Source organism: Paenarthrobacter sp. MSM-2-10-13, assembly GCF_011605365.1.
Taxonomy (GTDB): Bacteria; Actinomycetota; Actinomycetes; order Actinomycetales; family Micrococcaceae; genus Arthrobacter.
This window is the reverse complement of sequence record NZ_JAAOXO010000010.1, coordinates 82910-107827: the sequence shown is the minus strand read 5'-3', so window position 1 is coordinate 107827 and position 24918 is coordinate 82910. Positions and strand designations below refer to the sequence as shown.

Genomic DNA, 24918 nt, shown 5'->3' with positions numbered 1-24918 from the left:
TGTCTGTTCAGTTTGGTAAGAGCAGCGAAGTTGTCCCACTGGCGGATTGCACAAGTTACCGTTCTGCTTTGTTCAAACCTTGACAGCGGCTGAAGATCTGCTCGGGGGTGACTGGCAAACGGTCAGTATGTACGCCATCGGCGATGGCATCATCGATAGCTGAAGCGATTGCCGCGCCGGCCGCAATGATGCCAATTTCCCCAAGGCCCTTGGCGCCAAAGGGGTTGTCCGGTGACTTGGCATCTTCAGTTACAAAACAGTCGACGTTCGGCATCTCCTGAGCGCTTGGCAACAAGTAGTCCATGAACGACGTCGTAATCGGCTGTCCATCCTCTTCGTAGAGGAACTCCTCGTACAGGGCGCCTCCAATGCCTTGAACCGCCGCACCTATGATCTGGCCCCTCGTGGTCAGGGGGTTGATTACCCTTCCTGCTTCCGTGGAAGTGGAAAAGCGAAGAATCCTATGCCCGCCTGTGTCAGGATCTAGTTCGATTTGTACGAGTGTTACCCCGTATGGATAGTTCATGGCGTTGTTCATGTAGACCGCGTCCGCTGCTAGGCCGGGTTCATCATTGTCGGCCCTCGCCGTGAAGGGGTCCCTCGCCGCTGCGATCTCGTACAGCGAGATTTGCTGATCAGTGCCCTTGACCTTAAAACTGCCTGCAGTTAATTCGAGGTCGTCCGGATCAGCTTCCAGCATCTCACTGGCCAAGCGTCTGGCTTTTTCCACAACTGCAAGCGCAGCTTTGCGGGCAGCACCTCCAGCAAGAACAGTTGAACGGCTGGACCAGGAACCCACACCGTCCGGAATAAGCTCTGTATCGCTATGGACGATGTCAATGTTTTCGGGAGCGATCTGTAGCTCTTCGGCGACAATCTGGGCCAGAACCGTTTCGATTCCCTGCCCGACCGAGGAACCTCCGGTTTTGACCGTAACGCGGCCGGCACGGCTGACTTCAACGCCGCCGGTTTCGAAAAGCCCCAGACCTGCCTTATCCATCAGCACGCCGAGGCCTACGCCGACTTTTCGGCCATCCGCCCGTAGTCGTTTGGATTCCTCAAGCCACTCCGAGAAGTTTGCTGCCTCCAGAGCTTCGTTGAAATGCTTAACTACGTCTCCCGAGTCGAAGTGGTAGGGCTCGTGGACGATGTCAAGACCCGGTGTCCAAGGGAGGTCTTCAGCCGTAAGAAGGTTTCGTCGGCGAAATTCCGTCTTGCTGAGACCGATTTCTTCACACGCCAGATCAAAGATCCGCTCTCGAGCGAAAGTGGACTCGTAGCGTCCAGGCGCGCGGTAAGCTCCGACAGGTGTTTTGTTGGTGAAGACGGCGTGCAGAGTAGCATCGTAGGCAGGGACCCGATAGGGGCCGAACACAATGCCGGCAGTAATGTCGCTGACTAGCGGCTCCGCCTGCCTGAAATAGGCACCATGGTTGTGGAAAATTTCGTCCTTCATACCCAGGATTCTGCCCTCAGCATCGAGCGCGAGTTCGAGCTTATGCACCATTTCCCGGGCATGGGACGTGGAAGTCATGTGCTCGACTCGGTCCTCAGTCCATTTGATCGGGACTCCCAACGTACGGGCTGCCCATGCTGCAACAACGTTTTCTGGGAAGACTCCGCCCTTCACGCCAAAACTGCCGCCGATCTCTACGTGTTTCATCCGTACGTTGACCTCGGGAAGATTCAGCATCTTGGCGATGATCCTCCGGTTGTCATGCACATGCACGGTGCCCCAGATGAACAGCGTGTCCCTTGCTGGGTCGGGCTGTACCACTACGGCCCGCGGTTCCATAGGTACACCGGAATGGCGGTTCGTGACGTACTTGTGGCGAATGACGTGCTCTGCTTCAGCGAAGGCGCGATCAATATCGCCGTAGGCCTTTTTGATGCGCGCACCTTCATTGCCGCGCCCCGGAAAGAGCTCGACCTTACCGGTCAATGCTTCTTCCGGATCCAAGAGGACCGGGAGCGGCTCATACTCGATAGAGACAAGCTCAGCTGCGTCTTCGGCAAGATAAGGATCAACAGCAAGTACAGCAACCACCGGCTGCCCCACATATAGCACCTTGTCTACTGCTAGGACGGGGTGACTGAAGTCCTCAATGTTTTCATAAATTTCGTGATATCCCAGCTCTTCCAAGAGAACCGAACCCAGGTGCCGCGTGTGCTCAGACGTGATAACCATTCGTACGCCTGGAGTCTTTTCAGCTTCAGTGGCGTCTATGGACACGATCCGGGCATGAGCCTGTGTTGAACGGACAATGCGCATATGCAATTGCCCGGGCACTCCCAGATCGCCAGCAAATGTTGCTGTTCCAGTGAGTAGCCGGCGGTCCTCCCGCCGCAGAACCTCCTGGCCTATCCATGCCTGTCTGTTGCCCTCGTCCGCGCCGGCTCTACCGTTGTCAGGGATGAGCGCTTTAGCCTTTGCCATCATGCGCTCAGTATGTCATCGGGCCGTCCAGCCTGGATGTTCAGGCATTGACAAAAACGCGGCCTAAGTCTCCGCAGTTAGTAGGCGCCCTCGCGCAGCTTCCATAGCATGATCATTTCGCAGACCCCTTGCGCGGGGTCACGGAAGTCTGACTATAGGGAGATAACGGTATGACTGTAACTTCGCAGGTGAAACCTGAAGATGAAATGCTGAACTGGGGGCGTCTTATCCTTGACGGCGTTTCCTACTCAGACATGGTGGGTGCTCGCGATAGGCCCAAGGAAATCACCTGGTTTGACTACTGGATGAGTCTCGCAAATGAGTATGAGCAGGAAGCGGAAAGGAAAGTGGCACTGGGCCATGACCTGTCCGCCGGTGAACTCCTGATGTCAGCCGCACTCTGTGCCCAGTACGCTCAGTTCCTCTGGTTCGACGAGCGCCGGCAGAAGGGCCAAGCTCGGAAAGTTGAGCTGTATCAGAAGGCAGCTCCACTGTTGTCCCCGCCTGCAGAGCGTCACGAGCTAGTCGTCGACGGTATCCCGATGCCCGTCTATGTGCGCATTCCGGAGGGACCGGGACCACACCCCGCTGTGATCATGCTTGGTGGTCTTGAGAGCACAAAAGAGGAAAGTTTCCAGATGGAAAATCTTGTGCTCGATCGGGGAATGGCTACTGCCACATTTGACGGTCCCGGCCAGGGCGAGATGTTTGAGTACAAGCGGATTGCGGGTGATTACGAAAAGTACACGTCCGCGGTAGTGGATCTGCTCACCAAACTTGAAGCGATTCGGAATGATGCTATCGGAGTGCTGGGGCGGAGCCTGGGCGGTAATTACGCTCTCAAATCTGCCGCCTGTGAACCGCGTTTGGCCGCATGCATTTCTTGGGGCGGATTCTCAGACCTGGACTACTGGGACCTCGAAACTCCCCTGACAAAGGAAAGCTGGAAGTACGTCTCCAAGGTTGACACTTTGGAGGAAGCAAGGCTGCACGTCCATGCGGCTTTGGAGACCCGGGACGTCCTTTCCCAGATCGCATGCCCGACGTACATCCTGCACGGGGTGCACGACGAGGTTCCACTGTCCTTCGTGGATACCGTCCTCGAATTGGTGCCGGCAGAACACCTGAACCTAGTGGTTGAAAAGGACGGTGATCACTGCTGCCACAACCTTGGAATCCGTCCCCGGCTTGAAATGGCAGACTGGCTCTATGATGTTCTGGTTGCCGGAAAGAAGGTCGCCCCAACAATGAAAGGGTGGCCCCTCAATGGATAAGATCAGGAAGATCAGTACCGCGACCGCGCCGCTTGAATCCTGGCAGCCGGACGGTGTAACCGTCCATGAGGGAAATCCCAATGGTCATGGGTTCACGCTTTTCGAACGCACTTCCTCTCCCCAGTTCGGCACGGGTATCTTCACTTCGCAGCCGAGCACAACAACCTATGAACTCACTGACAACGAGATTATCTACGTTGTCGAAGGCTCAGCAACGCTCACACTTGCATCCCAAGAGCCGGTTTCCGTGACTGCCGGCGATTTGGTATTTCTGCCGAAGGGGCACACATCTACCTGGGAGTTTCACGAGCCATTCAAGGAAATCTGGTTCTTGGTGGAATAGGAGATGTTAGCAGCGACGCCGTGAGCAGGTTCATTTACGGTGCAGGTTGCGGGAGGCCGGGAGATTCCTCCAACCCAGTAAGCTCGAGCTTCATGGCCTCGACCATCCGCGAAAGTCTGATGGCAACGGGCAATTCATCTCGCAGCACTCCCCTTGCACCAATTTTGCCCTCGATGAGTTTCAGTCGATAGGCGATAGTTCGGCTGTGCACTCCGAGGCGCTGTGCCGCGGACGCCGCATTCTGACCCGAAGCAAAATAGGCTTCGAGGGTTTCCACTAACCTGCTTGGGGGGTCTTGGTGCAATCCGAGACCCCCCAGTTCGTCGGAGATGAATGTGGTTACGGCAGCGAGATCGCGCATAGCCAACGCCTCGAGCATGACATCTTCATACCAAGTGACCTGAGTGCCCAGTTTTTGGGCAACCGAATCGGCCTCCAACGCCCGTCTATGGGAAACTATAAATCCGTCCACACCTTCGCTCAGAGTCCCAAACGAAATTCTGGTGTCCTTCGGCAAGGCGTTTGCGAGGACAACTTGCGGTGAGGGCAGCCGATTCGACCACTCCGCCCAAATATAGCCGGTCTCATCCTCGGCCGTGATAACAAGGGGGCGGATCCGAGAGGCAGTGCCCAGTGTCCGAGCAACAGCCTCCGTGCTTTCGCCAGGTACCACGGCTGCCAGGTGCCGGCCGGAAAGGTTATAAGAAAAAACCGTCGAATCGATTGGCAGCCCAGCGAGGAGAGCCCTCAGCGTCGATAGCTTCCTCCGGTTCTGGCTCTGCCTTGAAAATGCGGTGCTCTCCATTTGGTACGTCTCAATAATGGAAGCGGAAACTTTATCGTTCCAAGCGAAATGGCTTGCACTGGCGTGCCGCAGAACCTTTGACCGTCGGACGGGATCGGCGATGATTCGATGCGCCTCTTCCAAGACAAACTCCCACAAAGTGGCTTGGGCCGCCCTAGATCCCCTGAGCAGATGATGAAGGTCGACGCCCGCCCGCGCAGCCAGCCTCACCTCGCGAAGAGTTTCGTTGGAAGCCCTAGTGGCTCCTACGCGCCCCTGACCGATGTATTCGAGGACATCGCGCAAGGAAGCCGTGATGGTTTCCGATTCCGCCTCGGTAAGAGAGGCGTTACGTGTCGCGGTCGAATAGTCTTCGTACGCATACTGCAGTCTCGCCCGTATACAGTCATAGATTTCGGGAATCCTTGCCTTCACGGCAACGGAAAGTTCATCCAGTCCTTCCTCAATGGTCATACACTGAGACTATCAACAGAGCTCGCCTGCGCCGAGACTCAGGCGGCGCATGAATTTAGGAACATGATCCAGACACAACATCTATCGGCAATATCGGTCGCCATTACATCGGACATAAATCAACTGTCCGACTCTATGGTCCGTCGACTCCATGATGATGTTCAGGCTGGTGTGGGCTTAGACCCTGCACTGGCGCAGCGGAGATCTGAGCGGCTGGCCGCGGCCCTGCTATCTATCAGCAGGGCCTTGTCCGGGTCAGAGGAACCAGACGACAAGTTTCTTGCCGAGGCCACCTTGGAGGCTCGCGAGACAGCCCAGGCCGGCGTGGATCTACTCGAGCTCATCCATACCTATCGAGTGCTGCAGTCTGCGACCTGGGATGTGCTCCTGGACCTTACAACTACTCTTATCCCGGATGCATCACAGCAATTGGAAATTCAAAAATGGGTCTCTCAGTTGCAGCATCGGTGGCATGACGTTGTAGTTGCCAACGTCATCGACGCGTATCGTTCAGAACAGCATCGGTTCTTTTACAAGTCGGAGGATCACCGGCTTAGAAATGAGTTGCGGGATTTCATTGCAGGACGGCGCACTGCCCGACCAAACACGGGGTACCCCTTTGAAGGACAACATTTATCCGTGGTGGCCTGGGGAAATGATCCAAAGGGTACCATCGACCTCGCCGCCACGCTGATCAACAGCGAAGTACCTTTGGTACTCGAAAGCACCGGCGGAGCCTTTCTGGGCTGGTTGGCGGTAAAGGATGGACAGAATGCCGACGCGCAAGTCATTGAAGGGGACTTTCCCGACGGTGCACATTTGGCTCTAGGGTCCATTGATAAGGGGTTCTCCGGTTTCCGGCGCAGTCACCAGCGTGCTTGGAGGGCTTATAAAGTTGGCCGCTTGACCGGCGCACGGATAACCCGGTACACGGACGTGGCTCTCGAAGCTGTCTTCGCTACAAATATGCAGGCGGTGCGTGACTTGGTCTTGCAGCAGTTGGGCCCTTTGCTTGCTGACCCCCGCAAAGACATACTTTGCGACACTCTCCGGGCCTATTTCTCTGCTGGTTGCAATGCCGTAGCGGCTGCAGCAGCACTCCAGGTTCATGAGCGCACCGTTGCCTACCGGCTCAGATCCATTGAAGAACGGCTTGGCATAAGCGTTGCAGAACGTCATGTCGAGCTCCTCGTAGCCCTAAGACTTTATGGCTTGCTGAAGTCAATCGCCGAGACCGAAATCCTGTAGCGAACGGGAGCGTCAGGGCTGGTTCGTCGCGGGATTGTCTGTTCTAGATAGGTCGGGGTGTTGATTTGTCCCATGACGCAGAGCGCAAAGTCATACCAAAGGGGCAAAGTGGTGACATGAACAATGAGCGCGGCCGGCGGTACTGCCCGTGAAGCCACCTTCCTTCGATTACGTTGTTGCCGATTCGGTTGAGCATGCGCTCCGCCTGCTGGCGGACGGGGGCGATGACGCTAAAATCATTGCCGGCGGTCAGAGTTTAGTCCCGCTCCTAAATTTCCGGATGTCCCGCCCGTCCCTTTTGGTTGATATAAACCGCGTTCCCGGTTTGGCAAACATCAGGAAATCAGATCAAACCATTGCGATTGGCGCGCTGACACGTCATGCGAAGCTAACAACCTCCAAAACCATTTCGCAAAACCTTCCAATCCTGTCGGAAGCGGCGGCGTGGATCGCGCACCCTCAAATTCGTAACCGAGGAACGATCGGTGGCTCCCTTGCACACGCTGATGCTGCCGCAGAGCTGCCCGTAGTCCTGCTAGCCCTTGACGCCTACGTCACCGCACAGTCTTTGCAAGGTGAGCGGAAGATTCCTCTCAAGGAACTATTGGTCTCACATTTCGTCTCAAGCATCCTTCCCGGCGAGCTCATTGTGGAGGTAAACGTACCTCAATTGCCTCACGGGAGCGGTGCTGCATTTGATGAATTTTCTCGTCGGCATGGGGACTACGCCATAGGTGGCGCTGCGTCCATCGTTACCTTGGATGAGCAGGGCAAGTGTTCGCGGGCGAGGATTACTGTCCTGGGTGGAGGGTCCACCGCCATCCGCTGCCAGGAGGCGGAAAACATCCTAATTGATAGCACTCTCTCCAGCCATGATATTGCCGCAGCTGCGCACGCCGCGGTACAGGGGCTTGACCCCGTGCCCACGGTGCATGGAAGTGCCCAATATCGCGCGCAAGTTATTCGGACAATGGTCGAACGAACCCTCGCCAAAGCACTGCACCGGGCGAGACCGACAAAGGAAAGCATGGATCACTGATGAACGCCTTTCGCCTCACGGTTGAAGTAAACGGAGTCACCCACGCAACGGACGTGGAGCCTCGTAGGCTCCTTGCGGACTTCCTACGAGACGACCTGCACCTCAGGGGTACACGAGTAGGCTGCGAACACGGCGTATGCGGTTCCTGTACTGTCCTATTGGATGGTCAGCCCGTTCGATCCTGCACCGTGCTGGCCGTACAGGCCAATAATTCCAGGATTGAAACGGTCGAAAGCCTGCAGAAGGACGGACAGCTTCACCCGCTGCAGAGGTCGTTTTCTAAGTGCCATGCCCTGCAGTGCGGATTTTGCACGTCAGGGTTCTTGATGACGCTCAAGCCTCTTTACGATGACGAAGACGTCACCCTCGATGCGACATCTGCTCGTGAAGCTATCTCGGGAAATATTTGCCGATGTACCGGATACCAGCAAATTGTGGAAGCGACAGTCGATGCCTTCCATTGCAGAGATCACAACGACTGACGAGGATCTGGGCCCCTTCGCTGCTCTACTTGTAGACCGCCAGCCTTAACCATGGCAATTCCCGCGCCGATCGCGCGAGTATTTTGCGATTGACCTTCAGAAATCCCATGAGGGGTCTGTAGGAATACAGAATTTCGAAAGTGATGATGCAACAGCACTTGATGAAGCGCGATGACGACACGGCCGGACCGAACCAACCGAGCGAGGGGCACTGGCAAGCAGCTTCTTTGCAGAAGATACTTGTCAGCGCGGCGTCCGCATATCGAGATCCTGAGCATGTCTCGATGTGGGAATCCTGGCCTCATGGCTGAGTGTCTATAGAAGGGTACAAGAACGAAAATGAGCTGAAGCTGGTTATCCGTCACCCGCCAACACGAGCGCCAGGCTAAACAGCACTATTTGGCCTTCATGTTTCCGGGCCAGACACGACTCCTCCTGGCTCGGAATTCACCGTCCATGAAAGGCTGCGGGGAATGCAGCATCTGCATTCCCCGCAGCCTTCTTACAGTGACACTACTCCGGACAGATTGGATGTCTGCCGCGCGCCCTCACCGGTCAAGCGAACTTGGCCCCGGGGGGACTCTATCGCGTGATGATTCTCGTCTTGAGCCCGATGACCGCATAACGCGGTTTGCAGGGTGTAATCCTGCGCACTGTCGACAAACCACGTACCGCTGTGCAGGTAGGTCAAGACGGGCCTGCAAGATATTCTTTGATGCTTGAGCTCACATATCCTCGCCGGGTTGCATCCGTAGGCCGCCACCGTGGACGAAACCTGCAGCGGCGCCGTAGAGATCGTCCGAAACTGTCAGTCAACAAGGCGAGAAACATTTCCGCGGTCGCCTGCCGGCATTATGGGTGGCGCAGCAAGACAGTTGAACGAAGTTGTGAAGCCTGCGGTCTGCCTTGTCGCAGGTACTCATGCGTTCCAGAGGGCGGGAGTGGTGGAGCTGACCCTGCTCCCAGAGGGCGGGGGATGAGTCCAATGGGCAAACCAGTTCCCGTAGACCTCGTTCCTGCGGCGTAGTGTTTTATTCCAGCGGAGATTTAACGCCAGGTAGGGCACTGGATTCCGACGGCCAATGTCCGGCCAGTCATCCGGTGAGGCATACGGCCGACGATTTGAGCAAGATGCTGTCAGGTGCGCTATACCGAGGCTGTCGCCCCAGTTCCACTCCACCACAGTGTCAGTCCAGGGCTTCTGTTCGAAGAACGGACTAATCCCGAATAAGAGCCATGGTCAGCACCCTAGGCGAGGTACCGGTCACTTCCCGAAAGATGGTCCTTGAAACGGCCCAGATATTTGCTTGTGTCCAACGAGCTCTGGAAGAGACAGTTGCGCTGTCCCTACAGCCGGCTTCGATGGTCATAGGTCGCTTGGCACTTGGACCGCGCTACTTGCCTTAAGCGCGACGCGAAGCTCCGTGTCCCGTTCGCGCATTCCTGCGCGGACGGCGTCGGCAAAATCGTAAATTCCCTGAGTAATGCCGGCTACTGCCCGCTCTAGGCCTTCATGCCCCAATCCGGACTTTTTTTCATCCACCTTCCGAAGGGCAATGATTCCAATAGCCACACCGATTCCCATCCAAACAAGTCGTTTCATGCTTCTCTCCGGAAATCAGCGGCTTCGGCGGCCGGTGGCGGGTTTGGAGTGATTCACCAAGGCCGTTCTGACACCGTGACTAAAAGCCAATACCTTGATCAACGGTGACCCTATACTGGCAGCGACGAGAGAGGACAGGGCGGAGACGTTGGCGCTGGCGTCAGAAACGTTAGTCGCTATGGTGTCCACCTTCTTGAGTTGGTGGTGTGTGGTGGTCACAATAGCTGTCACCTCATCCAACATCGGTGCGGTGCCGTCACTTAATGATCTGACTGCCATTCGCACCTCGTCGAGTACCTGGCCTAGCTTCATAATGGGCACCGCCAACAGCAGGACAAGGAGTGCAAAGACCCCAGCGGCAATCAGCCCGGCGATAGCACCAACAGACATAGATTCATCTCCAACAAGATTGATGTGTGAGCACAAAGGTGCCCGCAATGACGGGGAAAGAGTGGCACTGAAAGCGCTGGCCTTGGTGCCGGCGAATCCTAAGGCAACAAGGCGAGACAGCAGCCTTTTACGCACCAAAGCCACCTGGTTAGCCTGAAACCTGACGGCAGCGTGCCACGAGAGAATCGGCCGATACTTATGGCTCCTGCCAGACACCCGCTGGAGCAGGAGAAACAGGCGTTGGGCACCGTAGCGGCACCAAGTTATGCGAAATACCCTGTATCAAGTCCTTGAACCAAAATCCGATGACCACGAAGCCCAAGCGGGGCGACCCTTGACAACCAGAAGGCCACCGGCCGCCATTCCTAACGGCCGGTGACGTTCATCAGACTCAGTGCAACTGCTTGCTGTCGTGGTTGCAGCAGGCGCCGGCGTCAACCCGTACGCTGCAGACGGTCACCTGTATCTGGGAGGTACCGCTTGCCTTAGTAATGCTGTCTTGGGCCGAAGTCATCCGAGAGCGCCGAGGAATGCATAAGTGAGGCTGCAGGTTCTACGAATGCAGAATTGCGTTCACCGCGCATTCAGCGGTTTCCAGTGCGCCTTCAATATATCCGGGGAACTCTAACGAAACATCGGAACCTACGAAATGAATCCGGCCAGCGGGCTCTCCAAGTTCCTTATGCACTCGACTAAATTGTCCCACGCGCGGTGCTACCCAGGGCCCTTCGAAAAGCGGGTCTGCGATCCAGTCGTGGTAGTCGATACCCAGAACTTCAACCTCCGGCAAGTAGTAAAGCACCGCGTCCTTGACTGCGCCGATATCGGTCGGATCGAAGGATCCTGAGTCCGTGAAAGCCACCAACAGTCGTTCGCTTTCCGACACCTCGCAATAATCGTAGAGAGTGGGAAATATTCCGTCTCCGACGCATTCAATTCCTGCCTCGGCTCCACGCACGTGGATAAGAATTTTCAGACCCTGACCTCCATGCCCTTCCTCGATTACTGACCTGCGCCGTTCAGGAAGTGCGGGGGTGAAAACGATCCTTCGCCAAGTGTTCATTGGAGTAGCAACAATCACGGAATGAGCCTGGAAGGCATGCCCATCCTTGACCGTCACGTTCACTACATCGCCAGACTGGTCTATTCCGGTCACGACAGTCTGCAGTCTGATTTCAGGAATTTCTTGGCTCATTGCATCGACAAGGTCAGCGGAACCATTGGAAAAAACTTCATCCAGCGAGAGAACAACACCTAGGATGCTGTAGTGATGCGCTGCAACAAGTTGCAGCATCCAAAGCGCGGATGCTTGGTCAGCCGGCTGGCCAAGCATGTTCCATGCCCAAGCGAGCAAGAACTGCCTAGAAACAGGGGGCAAATCGAGTTTGTCAACATACTCGTTCAGTGGGATGTCCAGGTCCTCAAGGTCCTGGTTTTCCAATCCCTTTTCCAGATCTATCCTGTGCGCATCACGCAGCAATGTGTAGGTGGCTGCTTCCACCGCAACTGCTTCTGAGCCAGGAATAGGAAATGCCTGGTCTACTGCGGTCGGTCCAAGGCGATGCCTAAACGAGGTGAACTCGCTTGCAGCTGCAGTGGGAATTCCATACCGGTCCAATTCAGCTGCCAAACGCGGGTGGTGCTTCCGGTGAAGGTATGCTCCACCGATCTCGACCCGCAGGCCAGGTACATTCCGGGACTCCCGGGAATACGCCCGTCCTCCCAGACGTTCACCGCCTTCAAGCAGAAGTACCTTCTTGCCGGCGTTGGTAAGATCGCGTGCTGCTTTCAGCCCGCTGAAACCCCCACCAACCACAATCGCGTCATACAAAGTTTTCCTTCTTTCAAGTTTCTAGCTCGGGCGCTTTGAGCTGCATCAAAGATGCAGGAGCAATGCGTTACTCCCTGTCCATAGGGCCGCGATCAAGCGCGGGTACCCCTGCCCGTTCCCATAGCTCTGACCAGTCTTGGGGGCCCTGCAGGTCAATGATGCCTTTCGTTGCACGAACAACCTTCTCCGGAGTGGCAGGGAGTTCATAGAGGACAGAACCAAACGGAGATAGCGCATCATTTACGGCGTTCAGCACCGCAGCCGGCGCCGAAATCAGACCCGACTCCCCCATGCCCTTCACCCCAGATGCTGTCATCACGGACGGTGTTTCAATGTGCCTGATTTCAAATGGCGGAGAAACATCCATAGTCGGCGTCTGGTAATCCAGGAAAGATGTCGTAGACAAGTTTCCTGCGTTGTCATAAGCCAGCTGTTCGAAGAGGCCCATACCAATTCCTTGTACGACCCCACCTCGAATTTGACCTTCAACAATTGTGGGGTTGATAATAACGCCGCAGTCCTCTACAGAATAAACCTTTTCGACTTTCACAAATCCGGTGACAGGATCCAGTTCAACAATAAGGGCATGGCCGCCGTTCGAAAACATCGGCCGGGATGTGTCCCACGCCTTCGTGAACTCCAAACCAGGTTCAAAACCGGCGGGCCACTTGGATGAGTCCCAGTAGACTGCCATGGCCACGTCGGCGATGCTCACTCGTGATTCCGCAGCGCCTATGACGGACGCGAAGCCGTCTTCCAAAACGATATCTTCCTCAGAAGATTCGAGCATGTTCGCAGCTACGGCCACCAGTTTCTGTCGAATGGCATAAGCTGCACGGTTGACGCACCCGCCCGCGATGACAGCCGCTCGGCTTCCAATGGTACCGCTGCCATAGGCCCCCTTAGTGGAGGTCCCCGCATCGACACTGATCGATTCAAAAGGAATACCCAACACGTCCGCCGCTACCTGAGCGAGCGTGGTTTGATGGCCCTGACCCTGTGAGTTCAATCCCGATGTTATAGTGACCGACCCGGTTGAATCCATCTTGACGGTAGCCGTGTCATGAAATACATCCGTTGCGCCGTGAGCCTGCATCATGCCGGTGCTCTCGCCGCTACTTTCGACGAAAACGCTGATTCCCAGCCCTAGGTACTTTCCGGCTTTGCGGGCTTCATCCTGTCGCTTAAGAAAGGCCGGGTAATCGACCATTTCTTCCAACGCATCGATTACTTCAAGAAAGGATCCCTCCTCATAAACGACGCCCTGGGGATTTGTCCAGGGGAACTCCCTGACAACATTCCGTCTCCTGATTTCAAAAGGAGACACCTTCATCTTTCGCGCCAAATCATCCATGAGGGATTCTCTGGCAAGAGTTCCCGCCGTGTAACCAACGCCACGGAAGGCACCCATGGGGCACTTGTTGGTAACGGCCCCCTCGTAGACGTACTCAGCGGCCGGGATATCGTATACACCAGTTGGCGTGACTGCGGCGGTCGCCCAGCATTCCACAGCCATGGTCTGCGGGGGCATGTGGTAGGCGCCTCCATCAACTAAGGCATGCGTACGAACGCCGGTTATTCGTCCTTCAGCGTTGGCCGCATATTGGATCGTGACGAACTGTTCGTGGGCGTGTGAGCCCGCCAGAAGATTTTCCCGGCGATCCTCTACCCATTTCACCGGCGTCTTCAGGTGCTTCGAGGCCAAGGGCATGAGCATTTCCTCAGGAAATACGTGCGCCTTCTGACCAAAGCCTCCACCCGTATCGGGAGAAATGACCTCACTTCGGGACTCATCGAAACCAAGAAAGAGGCTGAGGCACATTTTTACGTAATGGGGCATCTGCGTCGACACCCAAAGTTTAAGCCGGTCCTCAGTCCATTCGTAGTCCGCTAGGCACCCCCTTGTCTCCATCGGTGCGGCGGCCACCCGACCAGGGTGATACAGGGCGGAAACCACATGCTCAGCATTGCTAAAAGCCTCATCCACGTCCCCAAAAGAAGCCCGCCCGCGAATGCCTACATTGTCGGGGCGTTCGCCATTCGCTACGGGGCCCCCTTGAATCGACTTGCGCGGGTCAAGCACTACCTCGAGGTGCTCAAGCTCAAGGCCTACAAGATCACAGGCATCTTCTGCAGCCGCTCGCGACTCGGCGACTACCAATACAACCGGTTCTCCAACGTAACGTACGACGTCCTTGGCCAAGAGCGGCATGGTCATAGCTTCGCATCCCTCAGCAGTGTACTGCGCTTCGATGCCGGCGCAGTATTGCTCAATGTCGGCGGATGTCCAGACAAGGTGAACGCCAGGCATTTCTGAGGCGGCCGACGTATCAATGCCGGTTATTTGAGCATGAGCAGCAGGGCTGCGCACGAAACAAGCATGCAGTTGGCCGTCGACGTTGATGTCGTTCAGGTACTTCCCGCGCCCGGTCAGAAGTCTTGCGTCCTCAGTTCGCGGAACTCGCTTACCGATGACGTTTCTTGTTATGGGAGGAGAGTAATAGTGTGGGTTATCCATTTTTGTTTCCAATCTGGCCCGCTGCGTCCAGGACGGCCTCAACAATTGTCTGGTAGCCGGTGCAACGGCATAAGTTACCGGAAAGAGCCTCGATAACTTCCTCTTTTGTCGGGCTTGGGTTTGCCTCGAGCAACTCCGTAGCCGACATGAGGAAGCCTGCAGTGCAAAAACCGCACTGGAGGGCGTGGTGCCTTTTGAAAGCTTCCTGAAGCGGGCTGAGGGCTCCGTCCGATAGGTCCTCGACGGTCCGTATGCTCCTCCCATCGCCCTGAGCGGCAAGAGTCAGACAAGATCGTACGGCTGCCCCGTCCATGAGTATCGTGCACGCACCGCAAACCCCGTGTTCACATCCGAGCTTAATACCCGTAAGTTTTTGGTCATTCCTCAGGTGGTCGGCCAGAGTTTCCCGCGCGTCCACTGCAACAGTGCGGCGACGTCCGTTTACTTCCACGTCTATTTCGACGCGATCTGATGGCGATGGTGTTGTCACGTACGTGCTCCTGCTTCAACTATGGTGCGGCGGATCAGCTCCTGCACCAGGCCATGCCGATATTCGGCCGATCCGTGGATGTCTGAGATATACGAGAGCGATTTCGCTCCAGCTTCTGAAGCGGCTTCAGCCCTTTCCGGTGACAGTTCGGATCCGTTGAGGACGTCTTCTGCATCGGGCACTCGTTGTATTTTGCCGACAGCGCCTCCTACGGCAATCCGGACATCAGAAATTCGCGAATCCGCAGTCGATAGAACGACTGCGACATTGGCGAGCCCATAGTCCCCGGATCGCCTGGCGAACTCCCCGTAGCCCCAGCCATTGGGCCGTGACGGTATCCAGACATCAGTGATGATCTCATCAGCGGCCAGGCTTGTCATGTACGGACCGACGAACAAGTCATCGGCCTCAATGGTGCGACGTCCTCTTACGCTTTGGACTTCCACCATTCCGTTGAGGGCAAGCAACACGAGCGGCCATTCCCCGGCTGCATCGCCATGGGCCAAGGAACCACCCAGGGTCCCCCGATTCCTGATCTGGGGATGGGCTATGTGGCGACCAGCTGTCGCCATCATTGGCAGGTGCTTGGCAACGGCAGGCGAATTTACGATTGTTGCATGGGTGACCATAGGCCCGAAGCGGACGTAGTCTCCGACTTCTTCCAGTCTAGTCAAGCCAGGAACGTTCCCGAGGTCTATAACGACGGACGGTTGGGCTAGTCGCATAGCCATGACAGGTAAAAGACTTTGGCCTCCGGCAATGATCTTGGAGTCCTCGTCGGTTGACAGTAGATCGCAGGCATCTTCAATAGATGCAGGTGATGCGTATCTGATAGCAGGTAGTTTCATCCTTCACTCCCTCGAATGACCTTCATCTTCCCCTACTCGCCGGGGCTTCTTGCATGACATGGAAGAACAACTCCATCGCACCATTTGTCGAAGTGCGCATAAGGAGCACCGCGTCCGACATTCGGGGATAGACCGGGCAGAGGTGCGCAGGACAATGGTTCCATTTGAACGTCGTGAACCGTTTCATTAGGCACGTCTGGACGGGCATTCCTGGGTCCCTTGGGTTCTTTCCCGGCACAGCCTGTTAGAGCGCCGGTTAATTCACCAGCCGGAAGCCGTGGTGCGGCTTTGTCGCATGCCATTTGCGCCCGTCACCGGAGGAAGTAGCTTTCTACCCAGCACCCTCTGAGGAAGGTACGAGTACTGATACTCCTGAGGTAGACACCAAGCGAGCCTCTCTTGTTGGGCAACCATTGGAAGTCCACAAAAAGCCCCGGCAGCAACTAGTTGTATTGACCTGAGAGGTTGGTGACGCGGCTGGCTGGCGTCTGACCTTTGAGCGCAGTGGCGGCTCGATGGTGATTGTAGGCATGGAGCCAGTCGGGGAAAGCAGCAACCCGCTCGGCTTCTGAGCGGTAGGGGCGGATATAGGCCCATTCCTCGAGCATGGTGCGGTTCGGGTCCCTCCTCGAGGTAGCGCTTCGCCCAACGTTCAGCGGTCGGGACCGAGACCGGAAACCGCTCCGCGGCACGGCGCAGGCTCCAGCACTGATCAACAACGCACTGCGCGAGCTGCAACCGGCCACGAGGAGTGAGGAAAGCGTTAGGGTGGGACACGAAGACCTCCGTGTGTGGAAAAGGACTCTAGACAAGCCCCACTCCACCCGGAGGTCTTCTTCATGTCACCAAACCACGCCGAGCGTCACTAACGTCCGTGGTCAATACAACTCCAAAGATCCACAGGCTGCCTCTTCATCAGGGCTAGGGTCCAAGTAGCTATCGACGATCCTTAACTACGGCGTCGTGCGTAAAGCAGGCCTTCAGTGGAGTTCACTCAGACAGTTACTCTCGGTAACAGCGAGGTGTCGGCCGGATGCACGAGGACAGAACCGGCTTATCCCCCAGCGAAGGGGGGCAGTACGTCAACCACGTCGTCCGGCCCCAGCACCGTCGCCTGGTTGCGGACGGCAACCTCATTGAGAAGGAAGCTGCACCGCGCCAGGATCCGGGGGAGCGGAGGAGTGCCAGCCGGAGGTTCCGGCCGCTGCACAGACTGGATGGCCTCCAAAAGCCCGGCCACGGTTGTTCCCTCCGGCAGGTCGAACTTCTCTTCCTCAAGTCCCGCAGCAGCGCGAGCGGCAGCGAAGTAACGTACGTTCATAACAGGTCAGCCTCCGATGGCGCTCATGCTGCGGTCCGGTTGGACGAAGTCCGGAGCGTCAAGTCCCACGTGGTCCATGCCGTGGGCCTTTGGCTTGAGCCACATCGCATCCTGCCACCGGCGAGCCAGATCATCATCGGAGGCGCCCGAACGCAGGAGCCCCAGCAGGTCGAACTCCTCCCGGGAGAACAGGCAGCTCATGATCTTGCCCTCGGCAGTAATCCTGGTACGGCGGCAATCGGAGCAGAACGGCTCCGTAACAGACGCGATGATGCCAACCGTCCCAAGCACGGGACCGAGCCCGGCACCGGACCCCGCCACCCGGCGTCGTACCTCAAACCGCTCGGCCGGGGCACCGTCCCGTGCCCGCGGGTCCGGGGTGAGGACAAAATCAGTGGACAACAGATCGCGGATCTCCGCCGCGGTAATCATGTTGCGCCGGGTCCAGCCATGGTCGGCGTCCAGCGGCATCTGCTCAATGAACCGCAACTCGTAGCCGCGCTCCACTGCCCACGTCAGCAGCGAAGGAGCTTCAGCGTCGTTGATCCCCCGCATCAGCACCGCATTCAGCTTGACCGGGCCCAGCCCGGCTGCCCACGCCGCATCCACCCCTGCCAGGACCTGGTCCAGGAACGGCCGACGGGTCAGCTTGGTGAAGGTCTCCTCATGAAGCGAATCCAGCGACACGTTGATTCGGGTCAGCCCGGCAGCCTTGAGCGGCGCAGCCTTCTTGGCGAGCCCCACGCCATTGGTGGTCATGGAAATCGGCAGCTCAGGATGGTTGCGGCGCAACTCCGCGATGATGTCCACCAGGTCGTGCCGCACCAGCGGCTCGCCGCCGGTAAGCCGCAATTCCCGGACCCCCAGGCGCCCCACGCCAATCCCGACAATCCGGACGATCTCCGAAGCCGACATCACCGCCTGCTTGGACAACCACTCAAGCCCCTCGGCCGGCATGCAGTACGTGCAGCGGAGGTTGCATTTATCCGTCAAGGACAGCCGCATGTCCGTGGCACGGCGGCCGTAACGGTCCACCAGCCCGACACCCGCGTCTGCAGACCGAGCGGCGGGCACGGACAAGCCTGCGCCCTCCCGGGGTTGCGGTATGCCTAGCTGGACAGTCATGAATTCAGGCTACGCGAAAGCAGGCCAGGTGCGTTTGTGCTGGAACTGACAATTGCGGCAGCCAGTTGTGGCAAGTAGCTATAGCCCGAAGCGCCGCTTTCCTGCTGGAATCATTTTGCACTCAGGAGAACACGTTTGCGCGGTGCGGCGGACGGAAGGCGCACACGAAAACAACAGAGTTTGCTTATCGTCAATAGCTTTGTCGGAAATAAATCAGGTTGGCATGGCCGAGCAGGACCGACAAAATCTCCCGAAGGCAGGACATGCAAAGGCAACCCGAAAGCAGGACATGCAAAGGCAAGAAGAGCAGCTGACCGGACTGGCTGGCAAGCGGCCCGGCGTGGGGACCATTGGAAAGTCACTGCCGGAACATGAACACCGAAGCGTTTCAGTACACAGGCAGGCAATCAGGGATGTTCTCTTTCCGCTGTTGACCCCACCGCGGGTGGAGCGAATACCTCTAATGCAAGCAATGGGACGCGGCCTGGCCGAAACCATACATGCACCGACAAACTTGCCACCCTTTACTAACTCCCAAATGGATGGCTATGCGGTTAGATCCCGCGACACAGGAGACGGCCAAGGAGGTTTGCGTGTGGCAGCGCCCATCCCGGCGGGCGCAGTACCGGCCCCATTGGCTGGAGGGACGGCTGCTCCAATCATGACGGGGGCTTTAATACCCGATGGAGCCGATGCTGTCGTCCCCGTTGAGCGCGCAGAGCCAAACCATTTCCCTCCTCCCGGTTTGGATGTGACAGTGCGGCTTCCTGAGATAGCCGCCGGAACGTACATCCGCAGCGCCGGCAGCGATATAGCTACAGGCGAATGCGCGCTGTCCGCTGGAACCGTTCTAGGCCCGCGTCAGCTTGGTCTGCTCGCCGCGTTGGGCATCACTGAAGTAGTTGTTAATCAGAAGTTGACGGTGCTGCTGGCTACCACTGGGGACGAGGTCCTTGAGCCCGGAGAGAAACTCGCCCTGGGCAAGATTTTCGATGCAAATAACACGCTCTTGCAGTCCTCTATGCTTCAGGCGGGGCTCAACGTCATCAGGGCCGGGATAGTCAAGGATGAACCGGGGGCTCTCTCGAAACTCTTGAGAAGCCATACCGCGCATGTCGACCTGATTGTGACCAGTGGCGGCGTGAGCGCTGGTGCCTACGAGCCCGTTAGACAGGCCATGATAGATCATGACGTTGAGTTTTCGCATGTAGCCATTCAACCTGGCGGTCCTCAAGGAGTCGGCACCTTCGAGGGGATTCCAGTCCTCGCATTCCCCGGGAACCCGGTGAGCTGCTTTGTCTCGTTTGAGATGTTCCTGCGTCCCCTCCTCAGCGAAATGTTTGCAGCGCCCACACCTCGACTCTCCTTCCGCGCCCCCCTTTCGCATCCCCTGACGTCACCCCCAAAAAAGCACCAGGTCAGAAGGGGCGTCCTCTCAGCGGACGGCACTATACGACTGGAGGGCGGCGAAGGTTCCCATTTGCTGGGAGCACTTGCACGCTCGAACGTTCTGGTGCACATCCCAGAGGGAATTTCGGAACTGGCCAAGGGATCGGAAGTGGAGGTATGGGCGGTATGAGGCTGGAAAGTTGGTCTCCAGGCCTCACCCACCTGCGAACGGACGGCACTGCCCACATGGTCGATGTATCAGAAAAAGTTGAGTCCACCCGGGAGGCGACAGCTACGGGAACAGTTCGTACAACTCGTGAAGTTCTGCTGCTGCTCACATCAGACGGATTGCCCAAGGGTGACGCCCTGGCCGTGGCCCGGATCTCGGGCATCCTGGCGACTAAGAAGACGTCCGAATTGATTCCGCTGTGCCACCCCCTGCCTGTTTCTCAGGCGACTGTCGACTTCGTGCTCGGGTCTGACAGGGTGCAGCTCTTTGCAACCGTGAAAACACGCGGTGTGACAGGTGTAGAGATGGAAGCACTGACTGCAGTGAGCGTCGCCGCTTTGAACCTTTACGACATGTTCAAGGCTATTGATAAGCACGCTGTTCTCACCGACATTCGAGTACTGGCTAAGAGTGGCGGCAAGAGTGGGGATTGGGACCTGGGAACCTATGAGGAGAGAGCGTGACTGCAAACACCAGTGGACTTATCGGACGAGGGGACTGCCATCTATTGAGAGGACGGAAATGAGCGCTGTCCAGCCTAGGGGTACCGGGGAATCCGCCACCGGAGGGCAGTCAATGAGGCAAGCCTTTGCCGTCGTCCATTCCGCGCTCAGCGATCAGCCAATTTCCGTCGACGTGGCCATTGCGGCTGTGGATTCACGTACGTCTGGAGCAGTGGTGAGTTTTTGTGGAGTGGTGCGCGATCACGACGGCGGCAAAGCAGTCGACCGACTTAGCTACACCGCTCACCCCACGGCACACCAGGCCCTAAGCGACGTCTTGGAAGCGGTTGCTGCCAAGTACTCGTTCAGTGACGAGGCGGAGGAAGGCGTTCCCGTGCGAATCTGGGCGGCGCATCGTGTGGGCGCACTCCAAATTGGGCAAGCGGCACTCGTTTGTGCTGTAGCCGCCGGACACCGGGGACAGGCATTCGCCGTGTGTTCGGAACTGGTTGACCGCATCAAGGAAGAGGTACCCATTTGGAAGGAACAGTTCTTTTCCGATGGAACCGTGGAATGGGTCGGTGCCGGTGTCGCAGGTTGATTTATTCCGCTTGTGCACCGGCGCGCTGCTGGCCGCAGGCGTCGTTGCAGCAGGACTGGCTGCGTGCGTTAACTCCACCCCGGACAAAGCCCCGAGCGCGAGCACGGACGGACGCAAAGCGGCCGCCAGCTCCGTGACGGTTTACGCTGCCGCGTCGTTGAAGTCGCCCTTCACCGAGATCGCTTCCAAGTTCGAGGCCGCCAACCCGGGCACGAAGGTTACGCTGAACTTCGCTGGGTCCTCAGCCCTGGTCTCGCAGATCACCCAAGGCGCTCCGGCCGACGTATTCGCCTCCGCCGACAGTAGGAACATGGACGAGCTTTCCGCCGCCGGCCTCATTGACGGAACGCCGACCAACTTCGCCACGAACGTCCTGACGATAGCAGTTTCGTCAGCGGACCCGGCATCGATTTCATCCTTCGCGGACCTGGCGAAGCCGGGCATCAAAGTTGTTGTCTGCGCACCGCAGGTTCCTTGCGGCGCCGCCACACGGAAGGTGGAAAAGGCTGCCGGAACGACATTGATGCCTGTCAGCGAGGAATCCTCCGTTGCCGATGTCCTAGGCAAGGTCACCTCCGGGGAAGCCGATGCCGGCTTGGTCTATGTCACCGATGTCAAGACCGCGGGCGATAGGGTCAAGGGCATCACGTTCCGCGAGTCGGACCAGGCCGTGAACACATATCCGATCGCCGCTATGGGCAGCAGCAAGAACAAGGAACTGGCCAATGCCTTCATCGCCATGGTCACCGGCAGCGAAGGCAAGAGGGTCCTCGGTGACGCCGGTTTCGGTGCCCTGTAGGAAACGCTGGACAGCCAGCAAGACAAACGGGCAGAACACCGGCTACACCGGTTTCCCGCCGTGGGTTTTCGCCCTCGCGGCAGCAGGAGGGCTGTTTGTCCTGCTGCCGCTGGCCGCGATGGTGGCCAGGATCAACTGGGGGCAGTTCATCCCGCTCATCACGTCGGAATCCTCGCTGACGGCGCTCGGCCTTAGCCTGCGGACGTCGGCTGCTGGCACGGTGCTGTGCATCGTCTTCGGGGTACCGCTGGCCCTCGTCCTGGCCCGTGCCAGCTTCCCCGGCCAGCGCCTGCTCCGGGCGTTCGTGTTGCTGCCCCTGGTCCTGCCCCCCGTCGTCGGCGGCATCGCGCTGCTTTATACTTTTGGCCGCCAGGGCCTGCTCGGGCGAACCCTGGAACTAGCGGGGATGCAGATCGCGTTCTCGACCACCGCCGTCGTCCTCGCGCAAACGTTCGTGGCGTTGCCGTTCCTGGTGGTCAGCCTCGAGGGTGCTCTGCGCACCGCCGGCATCAAGTACGAGGCGGTCGCGGCGACCCTCGGCGCCCATCCCACGACGGTGCTGCGTCGCGTCAGTATCCCGCTGGTCTTGCCCGGTATCGCCTCCGGATCCGTGCTGTCCTTCGCACGCTGTCTGGGCGAATTCGGCGCCACCCTCACCTTTGCCGGCAGCCTGCAGGGTGTCACCCGCACCCTGCCGTTAGAGATTTATCTTCAGCGCGAAACGGACGCCGATGCCGCTGTCGCGCTTTCCCTGCTGCTGGTGGCGGTGGCGGTAGCCGTCGTCGGGCTTTCCCGCCCCCGGCCCCGGCCGCTGGCGGAAGAGGCGGAATCAGAATGACCCTGGACTTCAACGCCTCGCTGCGCGCGCGCAACTTCAACGTTGCCTTCACAATGGAGGCCACGGAAACAGTCGCCGTGCTGGGTCCCAACGGGGCAGGCAAGTCGACGCTTCTCGGGATCCTCGCCGGGCTCATCCGCCCGGATAGCGGGAACGCCATGCTCGGCCGGAAACGGCTGTTCAAGCTCGACGGAGGCACTAACCACTTCCTGCCGCCTCATACCCGGGGAACGGCACTGCTCGCCCAGGAACCGCTGCTGTTTCCGCACATGAGCGTGCTGGAGAACGTAGCCTTCGGGCCGCGGGCGGCCGGCGCGAACCGGTCCAAAGCTCTGCAGACGGCACGGCACTGGCTTACAGAAGTGGAAGCCGCGGGGTTCGCCGATCGGCGGCCCGGCCAGCTCTCAGGGGGCCAGGCGCAGCGCGTCGCCATCGCGCGTGCCCTGGCTACGGACCCCGAGCTGCTGCTGCTCGATGAACCCATGGCGGCCCTCGATATTCACGCCGCTCCTATGCTGCGTCGCCTTCTGAAGCGTGTCCTAAGCAACCGCCGTGCCATCATCATCACGCACGATGTCCTGGACGCGCTCGTGCTCGCCGACCGGGCCATCGTCCTCGAAGGCGGGAGGATCACCGAGGAAGGCCCCACCCGCCGGGTTCTGGAAAAACCGCGCAGCAAGTTCGCTGCCGGACTCGCGGGCATGAACCTGCTCCCCGGAACCATCACCGGCTATGGGCTCACATCCGACGGCGGACTGGACATTACCGCGCATCCCGAGGACGGGGCCGTCCCCGGCCAGAACGGCGTCGCCGTCTTTTCGCCGACCGCAGTTTCGGTCTTCCCGAGCGCCAAGCACGGAAGCCCTCGGAACTCGTTCGCCGTGAACATCACAGAGCTGGAACCCCAAGGCGACCAGATCCGCGTCCACGCAGGCGGCCTGTCCGCAGACATCACCCCGGCGGCCTCGGCAGACCTAGGGCTCATGCCCGGGATGACCGTCTACTTCGTCATCAAGGCCACGGCCATAGCCGTCTATCCGGCGTAGCACACAAGACATGCAAAAGCCCCGTCTTCTCCCCGCCACAGTGCTGCTCCTATGCGATGGCGACACGCTCCCAGAGAGTACGCCTGCGGTGAGTAATGGCGCACAACACCGGCACTAAGCGCGGCAAGGTACGGCTATATCTTGGCTGCTGGTCCTTCCGTTTCAGACAACTGCCTTCAGAGAACGGAGTCGATCACTTCATGGTCTGCCTTCGCGGTCGCCGCAGGACCCGTTACTCCGCCGCATGAAAGCCCCACCTGCATGACCCTTAGCCTGTTAACGATCTCTCGGCTCCCTGACGGAGGCTTTGATGTCAGCTGACGGTGATAGTGCCCTTTTGCCGTAAAGAAATATTGATGGCCGCTATGAGAGGAAGGAGGCGCCGCGGACCTCTTCAAGTCGCACGGCTCGATTCCGACGTTCGGCGGAAAAACCTCAGGTGTCTCCGAATCCATCGAATTGAACGGCGCTCTCTCCGCTCCCCTTCAGCGGGGATGTAGAAGTCCGGATCTGTGCCCCCGGGAGGAAGATAGACCTCCTCACACGGCGCTGGAAACGACGTTGCTGGTTTCGTATCGTTAGAAGTCATCTAATCCTCCTTCGGCCCTCCCTGAAGGGCGTTCTTGATGAACCTGCGTTTCACAGGGAAATTCTGGTTGGCAATGCTCAACCTATGAACGCGCCCCCTCGACCAGTGATGGATTCACGATAGCCTCAGCGTGGCTGAGCGTCTTTAGACGCGTCCGTCATATTTGTCGTTCTGGCAGGGTCGAGGAACCCTTTACTTCCCGCCAGGTGCATGATATGCATCATTGCGGCAGGCGAAGAAAGCACCCTGTGCCGTGGCAAGAGCTCGTCACATCTGCCTTTTACGTGAGCTATTTATGGATTCTTGCGAGTCACCGGTTGGGTGAATAGGGGCTTCTCTCCCTGCCTTTGCCACTTGTTAACGCTTGGTTCCACTCCGGAGGCGAACTTCCCTGGACCCTTTTGGATACATCGGTGACCAGCTAGTTCGAACAGTGACTATCCAAGCGGACGACTTCCGCTACGAGAGAAGAATAATCATTGCAGGCACTCGACCGAACTCCTGGGTCTGACGACATTTCCAGCACCGTACCCGTGGAGTCAGCAGGCTGGAAAGATCACGCCCCACATCCCTGATGGCGCACGAGGTCAACGGGGACTGCTGGATGTGCCCTTACTACGTACTGACCCATTCCAAGATCAGTGACCAAGATCCCCATGGCGTTGCGTTGTGCGGCCTGAGCCACCAGATTGATGGCGGCATCAACTGCTCGCCCCTTTTCGGCACCCTCGGTTACCGTTACCTCAAGCATTCCTGGAGACCTTGAATCTTCGTTCC

Annotated in this window: 21 protein-coding genes and 2 pseudogenes; 11 read left to right on the top strand and 12 right to left on the bottom strand. The window is 58.0% G+C overall.

Annotated elements, in window-relative coordinates; translation table 11 throughout:
- Positions 1-55 precede the first annotated feature (55 nt).
- Positions 56-2440 (bottom strand): 6-hydroxypseudooxynicotine dehydrogenase complex subunit gamma, encoded by a 2385-nt coding sequence (gene kdhC / locus HAV21_RS17470; protein ID WP_017200522.1) that lies wholly within the window; start codon positions 2438-2440, stop codon positions 56-58.
- A gap of 167 nt (positions 2441-2607) precedes the next feature.
- Between kdhC and HAV21_RS17465 the strand changes: the two genes are divergently transcribed.
- On the top strand, positions 2608-3711 hold the full coding sequence (locus HAV21_RS17465; RefSeq protein ID WP_016359452.1) for a 2,6-dihydropseudooxynicotine hydrolase: 1104 nt from the start codon (positions 2608-2610) through the stop codon (positions 3709-3711).
- The gene (locus HAV21_RS17460) at positions 3704-4054 is read left to right on the top strand and encodes a cupin domain-containing protein (protein WP_016359453.1); all 351 of its coding nucleotides are present in this window, start codon (positions 3704-3706) and stop codon (positions 4052-4054) included. The genes HAV21_RS17465 and HAV21_RS17460 overlap by 8 nt, the downstream gene beginning before the upstream one ends.
- Positions 4055-4088: 34 nt before the next feature.
- Here HAV21_RS17460 and HAV21_RS17455 read toward each other — a convergent pair whose 3' ends face one another.
- Entirely contained in the window at positions 4089-5312 is a 1224-nt protein-coding gene (locus HAV21_RS17455) for a helix-turn-helix domain-containing protein (protein ID WP_016359454.1), read from the bottom strand.
- A gap of 63 nt (positions 5313-5375) precedes the next feature.
- On the opposite strand from HAV21_RS17455, the gene HAV21_RS17450 reads away from it, so the two are divergent.
- From HAV21_RS17450 to kdhB, 3 genes are all read left to right on the top strand, one after another.
- Positions 5376-6560 (top strand): helix-turn-helix domain-containing protein, encoded by a 1185-nt coding sequence (locus HAV21_RS17450; protein ID WP_166842587.1) that lies wholly within the window; start codon positions 5376-5378, stop codon positions 6558-6560.
- A 148-nt stretch (positions 6561-6708) separates the two neighbouring features.
- Positions 6709-7599 carry a 6-hydroxypseudooxynicotine dehydrogenase complex subunit alpha gene (gene kdhA, locus HAV21_RS17445; protein ID WP_016359456.1) on the top strand — a complete coding sequence of 297 codons (891 nt, stop codon included), beginning with the start codon at positions 6709-6711 and terminating at the stop codon, positions 7597-7599.
- On the top strand, positions 7599-8081 hold the full coding sequence (kdhB, locus tag HAV21_RS17440) for a 6-hydroxypseudooxynicotine dehydrogenase complex subunit beta (protein WP_016359457.1): 483 nt from the start codon (positions 7599-7601) through the stop codon (positions 8079-8081). The genes kdhA and kdhB overlap by 1 nt, the downstream gene beginning before the upstream one ends.
- 1366 nt (positions 8082-9447) lie before the next feature.
- Here the strand turns inward: kdhB and HAV21_RS17435 are convergent.
- The 10 genes and pseudogenes from HAV21_RS17435 to moaA all read right to left on the bottom strand — a co-directional run bounded on the left by HAV21_RS17435 (position 9448) and on the right by moaA (position 18207).
- Positions 9448-9684, bottom strand: coding sequence for a hypothetical protein (locus HAV21_RS17435; protein WP_016359460.1), 237 nt, complete (start codon positions 9682-9684; stop codon positions 9448-9450).
- 15 nt (positions 9685-9699) lie between these two features.
- Positions 9700-10074: a DUF948 domain-containing protein gene (locus HAV21_RS17430; RefSeq protein WP_166842586.1), complete on the bottom strand. Its 375-nt coding sequence runs from the start codon at positions 10072-10074 to the stop codon at positions 9700-9702.
- Between the two features lie 553 nt (positions 10075-10627).
- The gene (locus tag HAV21_RS17425; RefSeq protein WP_016359462.1) at positions 10628-11905 is read right to left on the bottom strand and encodes a (S)-6-hydroxynicotine oxidase; all 1278 of its coding nucleotides are present in this window, start codon (positions 11903-11905) and stop codon (positions 10628-10630) included.
- Positions 11906-11972: 67 nt separating this feature from the next.
- The gene (ndhC, locus tag HAV21_RS17420) at positions 11973-14423 is read right to left on the bottom strand and encodes a 2,6-dihydroxypyridine 3-hydroxylase subunit NdhC (RefSeq protein WP_071416792.1); all 2451 of its coding nucleotides are present in this window, start codon (positions 14421-14423) and stop codon (positions 11973-11975) included.
- Positions 14416-14913 (bottom strand): 2,6-dihydroxypyridine 3-hydroxylase subunit NdhB, encoded by a 498-nt coding sequence (gene ndhB / locus HAV21_RS17415; protein ID WP_026005772.1) that lies wholly within the window; start codon positions 14911-14913, stop codon positions 14416-14418. The genes ndhC and ndhB overlap by 8 nt, the downstream gene beginning before the upstream one ends.
- A complete protein-coding gene (ndhA, locus tag HAV21_RS17410) occupies positions 14910-15761 on the bottom strand; it encodes a 2,6-dihydroxypyridine 3-hydroxylase subunit NdhA (protein WP_166842585.1) in 852 nt (283 codons plus the stop codon). Before ndhA ends, ndhB begins: the two co-directional genes overlap by 4 nt.
- Positions 15762-16204: 443 nt before the next feature.
- Positions 16205-16378, bottom strand: a pseudogene (locus HAV21_RS17405) (integrase core domain-containing protein); the annotation flags it as partial.
- Positions 16377-16538, bottom strand: a pseudogene (locus HAV21_RS17400) (leucine zipper domain-containing protein); the annotation flags it as partial. The pseudogenes HAV21_RS17400 and HAV21_RS17405, both read right to left, overlap by 2 nt.
- A gap of 277 nt (positions 16539-16815) precedes the next feature.
- Positions 16816-17082: a MoaD/ThiS family protein gene (locus tag HAV21_RS17395; protein WP_017200510.1), complete on the bottom strand. Its 267-nt coding sequence runs from the start codon at positions 17080-17082 to the stop codon at positions 16816-16818.
- Positions 17083-17088: 6 nt separating this feature from the next.
- Positions 17089-18207, bottom strand: coding sequence for a GTP 3',8-cyclase MoaA (gene moaA, locus HAV21_RS17390; RefSeq protein ID WP_031217253.1), 1119 nt, complete (start codon positions 18205-18207; stop codon positions 17089-17091).
- Positions 18208-18430: 223 nt separating this feature from the next.
- Here moaA and glp point away from each other — a divergent pair, with 223 nt between their 5' ends.
- From glp to HAV21_RS17360, 6 genes are all read left to right on the top strand, one after another.
- Positions 18431-19786: a gephyrin-like molybdotransferase Glp gene (glp, locus tag HAV21_RS17385; RefSeq protein WP_082038922.1), complete on the top strand. Its 1356-nt coding sequence runs from the start codon at positions 18431-18433 to the stop codon at positions 19784-19786.
- Positions 19783-20289, top strand: a complete 507-nt coding sequence (moaC, locus tag HAV21_RS17380; RefSeq protein ID WP_017200507.1) for a cyclic pyranopterin monophosphate synthase MoaC — start codon at positions 19783-19785, stop codon at positions 20287-20289. The genes glp and moaC overlap by 4 nt, the downstream gene beginning before the upstream one ends.
- A gap of 112 nt (positions 20290-20401) precedes the next feature.
- The gene (locus tag HAV21_RS17375; RefSeq protein ID WP_017200506.1) at positions 20402-20869 is read left to right on the top strand and encodes a molybdenum cofactor biosynthesis protein MoaE; all 468 of its coding nucleotides are present in this window, start codon (positions 20402-20404) and stop codon (positions 20867-20869) included.
- Positions 20829-21668, top strand: coding sequence for a molybdate ABC transporter substrate-binding protein (gene modA, locus HAV21_RS17370; protein WP_082038923.1), 840 nt, complete (start codon positions 20829-20831; stop codon positions 21666-21668). Before HAV21_RS17375 ends, modA begins: the two co-directional genes overlap by 41 nt.
- Entirely contained in the window at positions 21658-22506 is an 849-nt protein-coding gene (locus HAV21_RS17365; protein WP_166842613.1) for an ABC transporter permease, read from the top strand. The genes modA and HAV21_RS17365 overlap by 11 nt, the downstream gene beginning before the upstream one ends.
- Positions 22503-23552: an ABC transporter ATP-binding protein gene (locus HAV21_RS17360; RefSeq protein WP_017200503.1), complete on the top strand. Its 1050-nt coding sequence runs from the start codon at positions 22503-22505 to the stop codon at positions 23550-23552. Before HAV21_RS17365 ends, HAV21_RS17360 begins: the two co-directional genes overlap by 4 nt.
- Positions 23553-24918 lie beyond the last annotated feature (1366 nt).

What these genes read in the sequence shown, in the direction of transcription:
- HAV21_RS17435 (WP_016359460.1), bottom strand. Translation starts at nt 9,684, where the DNA reads ATGAAACGACTTGTTTGGATGGGAATCGGTGTGGCTATTGGAATCATT.
- HAV21_RS17375 (WP_017200506.1), top strand. Translation starts at nt 20,402, where the DNA reads ATGAGGCAAGCCTTTGCCGTCGTCCATTCCGCGCTCAGCGATCAGCCA.
- HAV21_RS17450 (WP_166842587.1), top strand. Translation starts at nt 5,376, where the DNA reads ATGATCCAGACACAACATCTATCGGCAATATCGGTCGCCATTACATCG.
- modA (WP_082038923.1), top strand. Translation starts at nt 20,829, where the DNA reads ATGGAACCGTGGAATGGGTCGGTGCCGGTGTCGCAGGTTGATTTATTC.
- moaA (WP_031217253.1), bottom strand. Translation starts at nt 18,207, where the DNA reads ATGACTGTCCAGCTAGGCATACCGCAACCCCGGGAGGGCGCAGGCTTG.
- kdhC (WP_017200522.1), bottom strand. Translation starts at nt 2,440, where the DNA reads ATGATGGCAAAGGCTAAAGCGCTCATCCCTGACAACGGTAGAGCCGGC.
- HAV21_RS17460 (WP_016359453.1), top strand. Translation starts at nt 3,704, where the DNA reads ATGGATAAGATCAGGAAGATCAGTACCGCGACCGCGCCGCTTGAATCC.
- HAV21_RS17395 (WP_017200510.1), bottom strand. Translation starts at nt 17,082, where the DNA reads ATGAACGTACGTTACTTCGCTGCCGCTCGCGCTGCTGCGGGACTTGAG.
- HAV21_RS17455 (WP_016359454.1), bottom strand. Translation starts at nt 5,312, where the DNA reads ATGACCATTGAGGAAGGACTGGATGAACTTTCCGTTGCCGTGAAGGCA.
- kdhB (WP_016359457.1), top strand. Translation starts at nt 7,599, where the DNA reads ATGAACGCCTTTCGCCTCACGGTTGAAGTAAACGGAGTCACCCACGCA.
- ndhA (WP_166842585.1), bottom strand. Translation starts at nt 15,761, where the DNA reads ATGAAACTACCTGCTATCAGATACGCATCACCTGCATCTATTGAAGAT.
- HAV21_RS17465 (WP_016359452.1), top strand. Translation starts at nt 2,608, where the DNA reads ATGACTGTAACTTCGCAGGTGAAACCTGAAGATGAAATGCTGAACTGG.
- glp (WP_082038922.1), top strand. Translation starts at nt 18,431, where the DNA reads ATGGCCGAGCAGGACCGACAAAATCTCCCGAAGGCAGGACATGCAAAG.
- HAV21_RS17360 (WP_017200503.1), top strand. Translation starts at nt 22,503, where the DNA reads ATGACCCTGGACTTCAACGCCTCGCTGCGCGCGCGCAACTTCAACGTT.
- moaC (WP_017200507.1), top strand. Translation starts at nt 19,783, where the DNA reads ATGAGGCTGGAAAGTTGGTCTCCAGGCCTCACCCACCTGCGAACGGAC.
- ndhC (WP_071416792.1), bottom strand. Translation starts at nt 14,423, where the DNA reads ATGGATAACCCACACTATTACTCTCCTCCCATAACAAGAAACGTCATC.
- HAV21_RS17430 (WP_166842586.1), bottom strand. Translation starts at nt 10,074, where the DNA reads ATGTCTGTTGGTGCTATCGCCGGGCTGATTGCCGCTGGGGTCTTTGCA.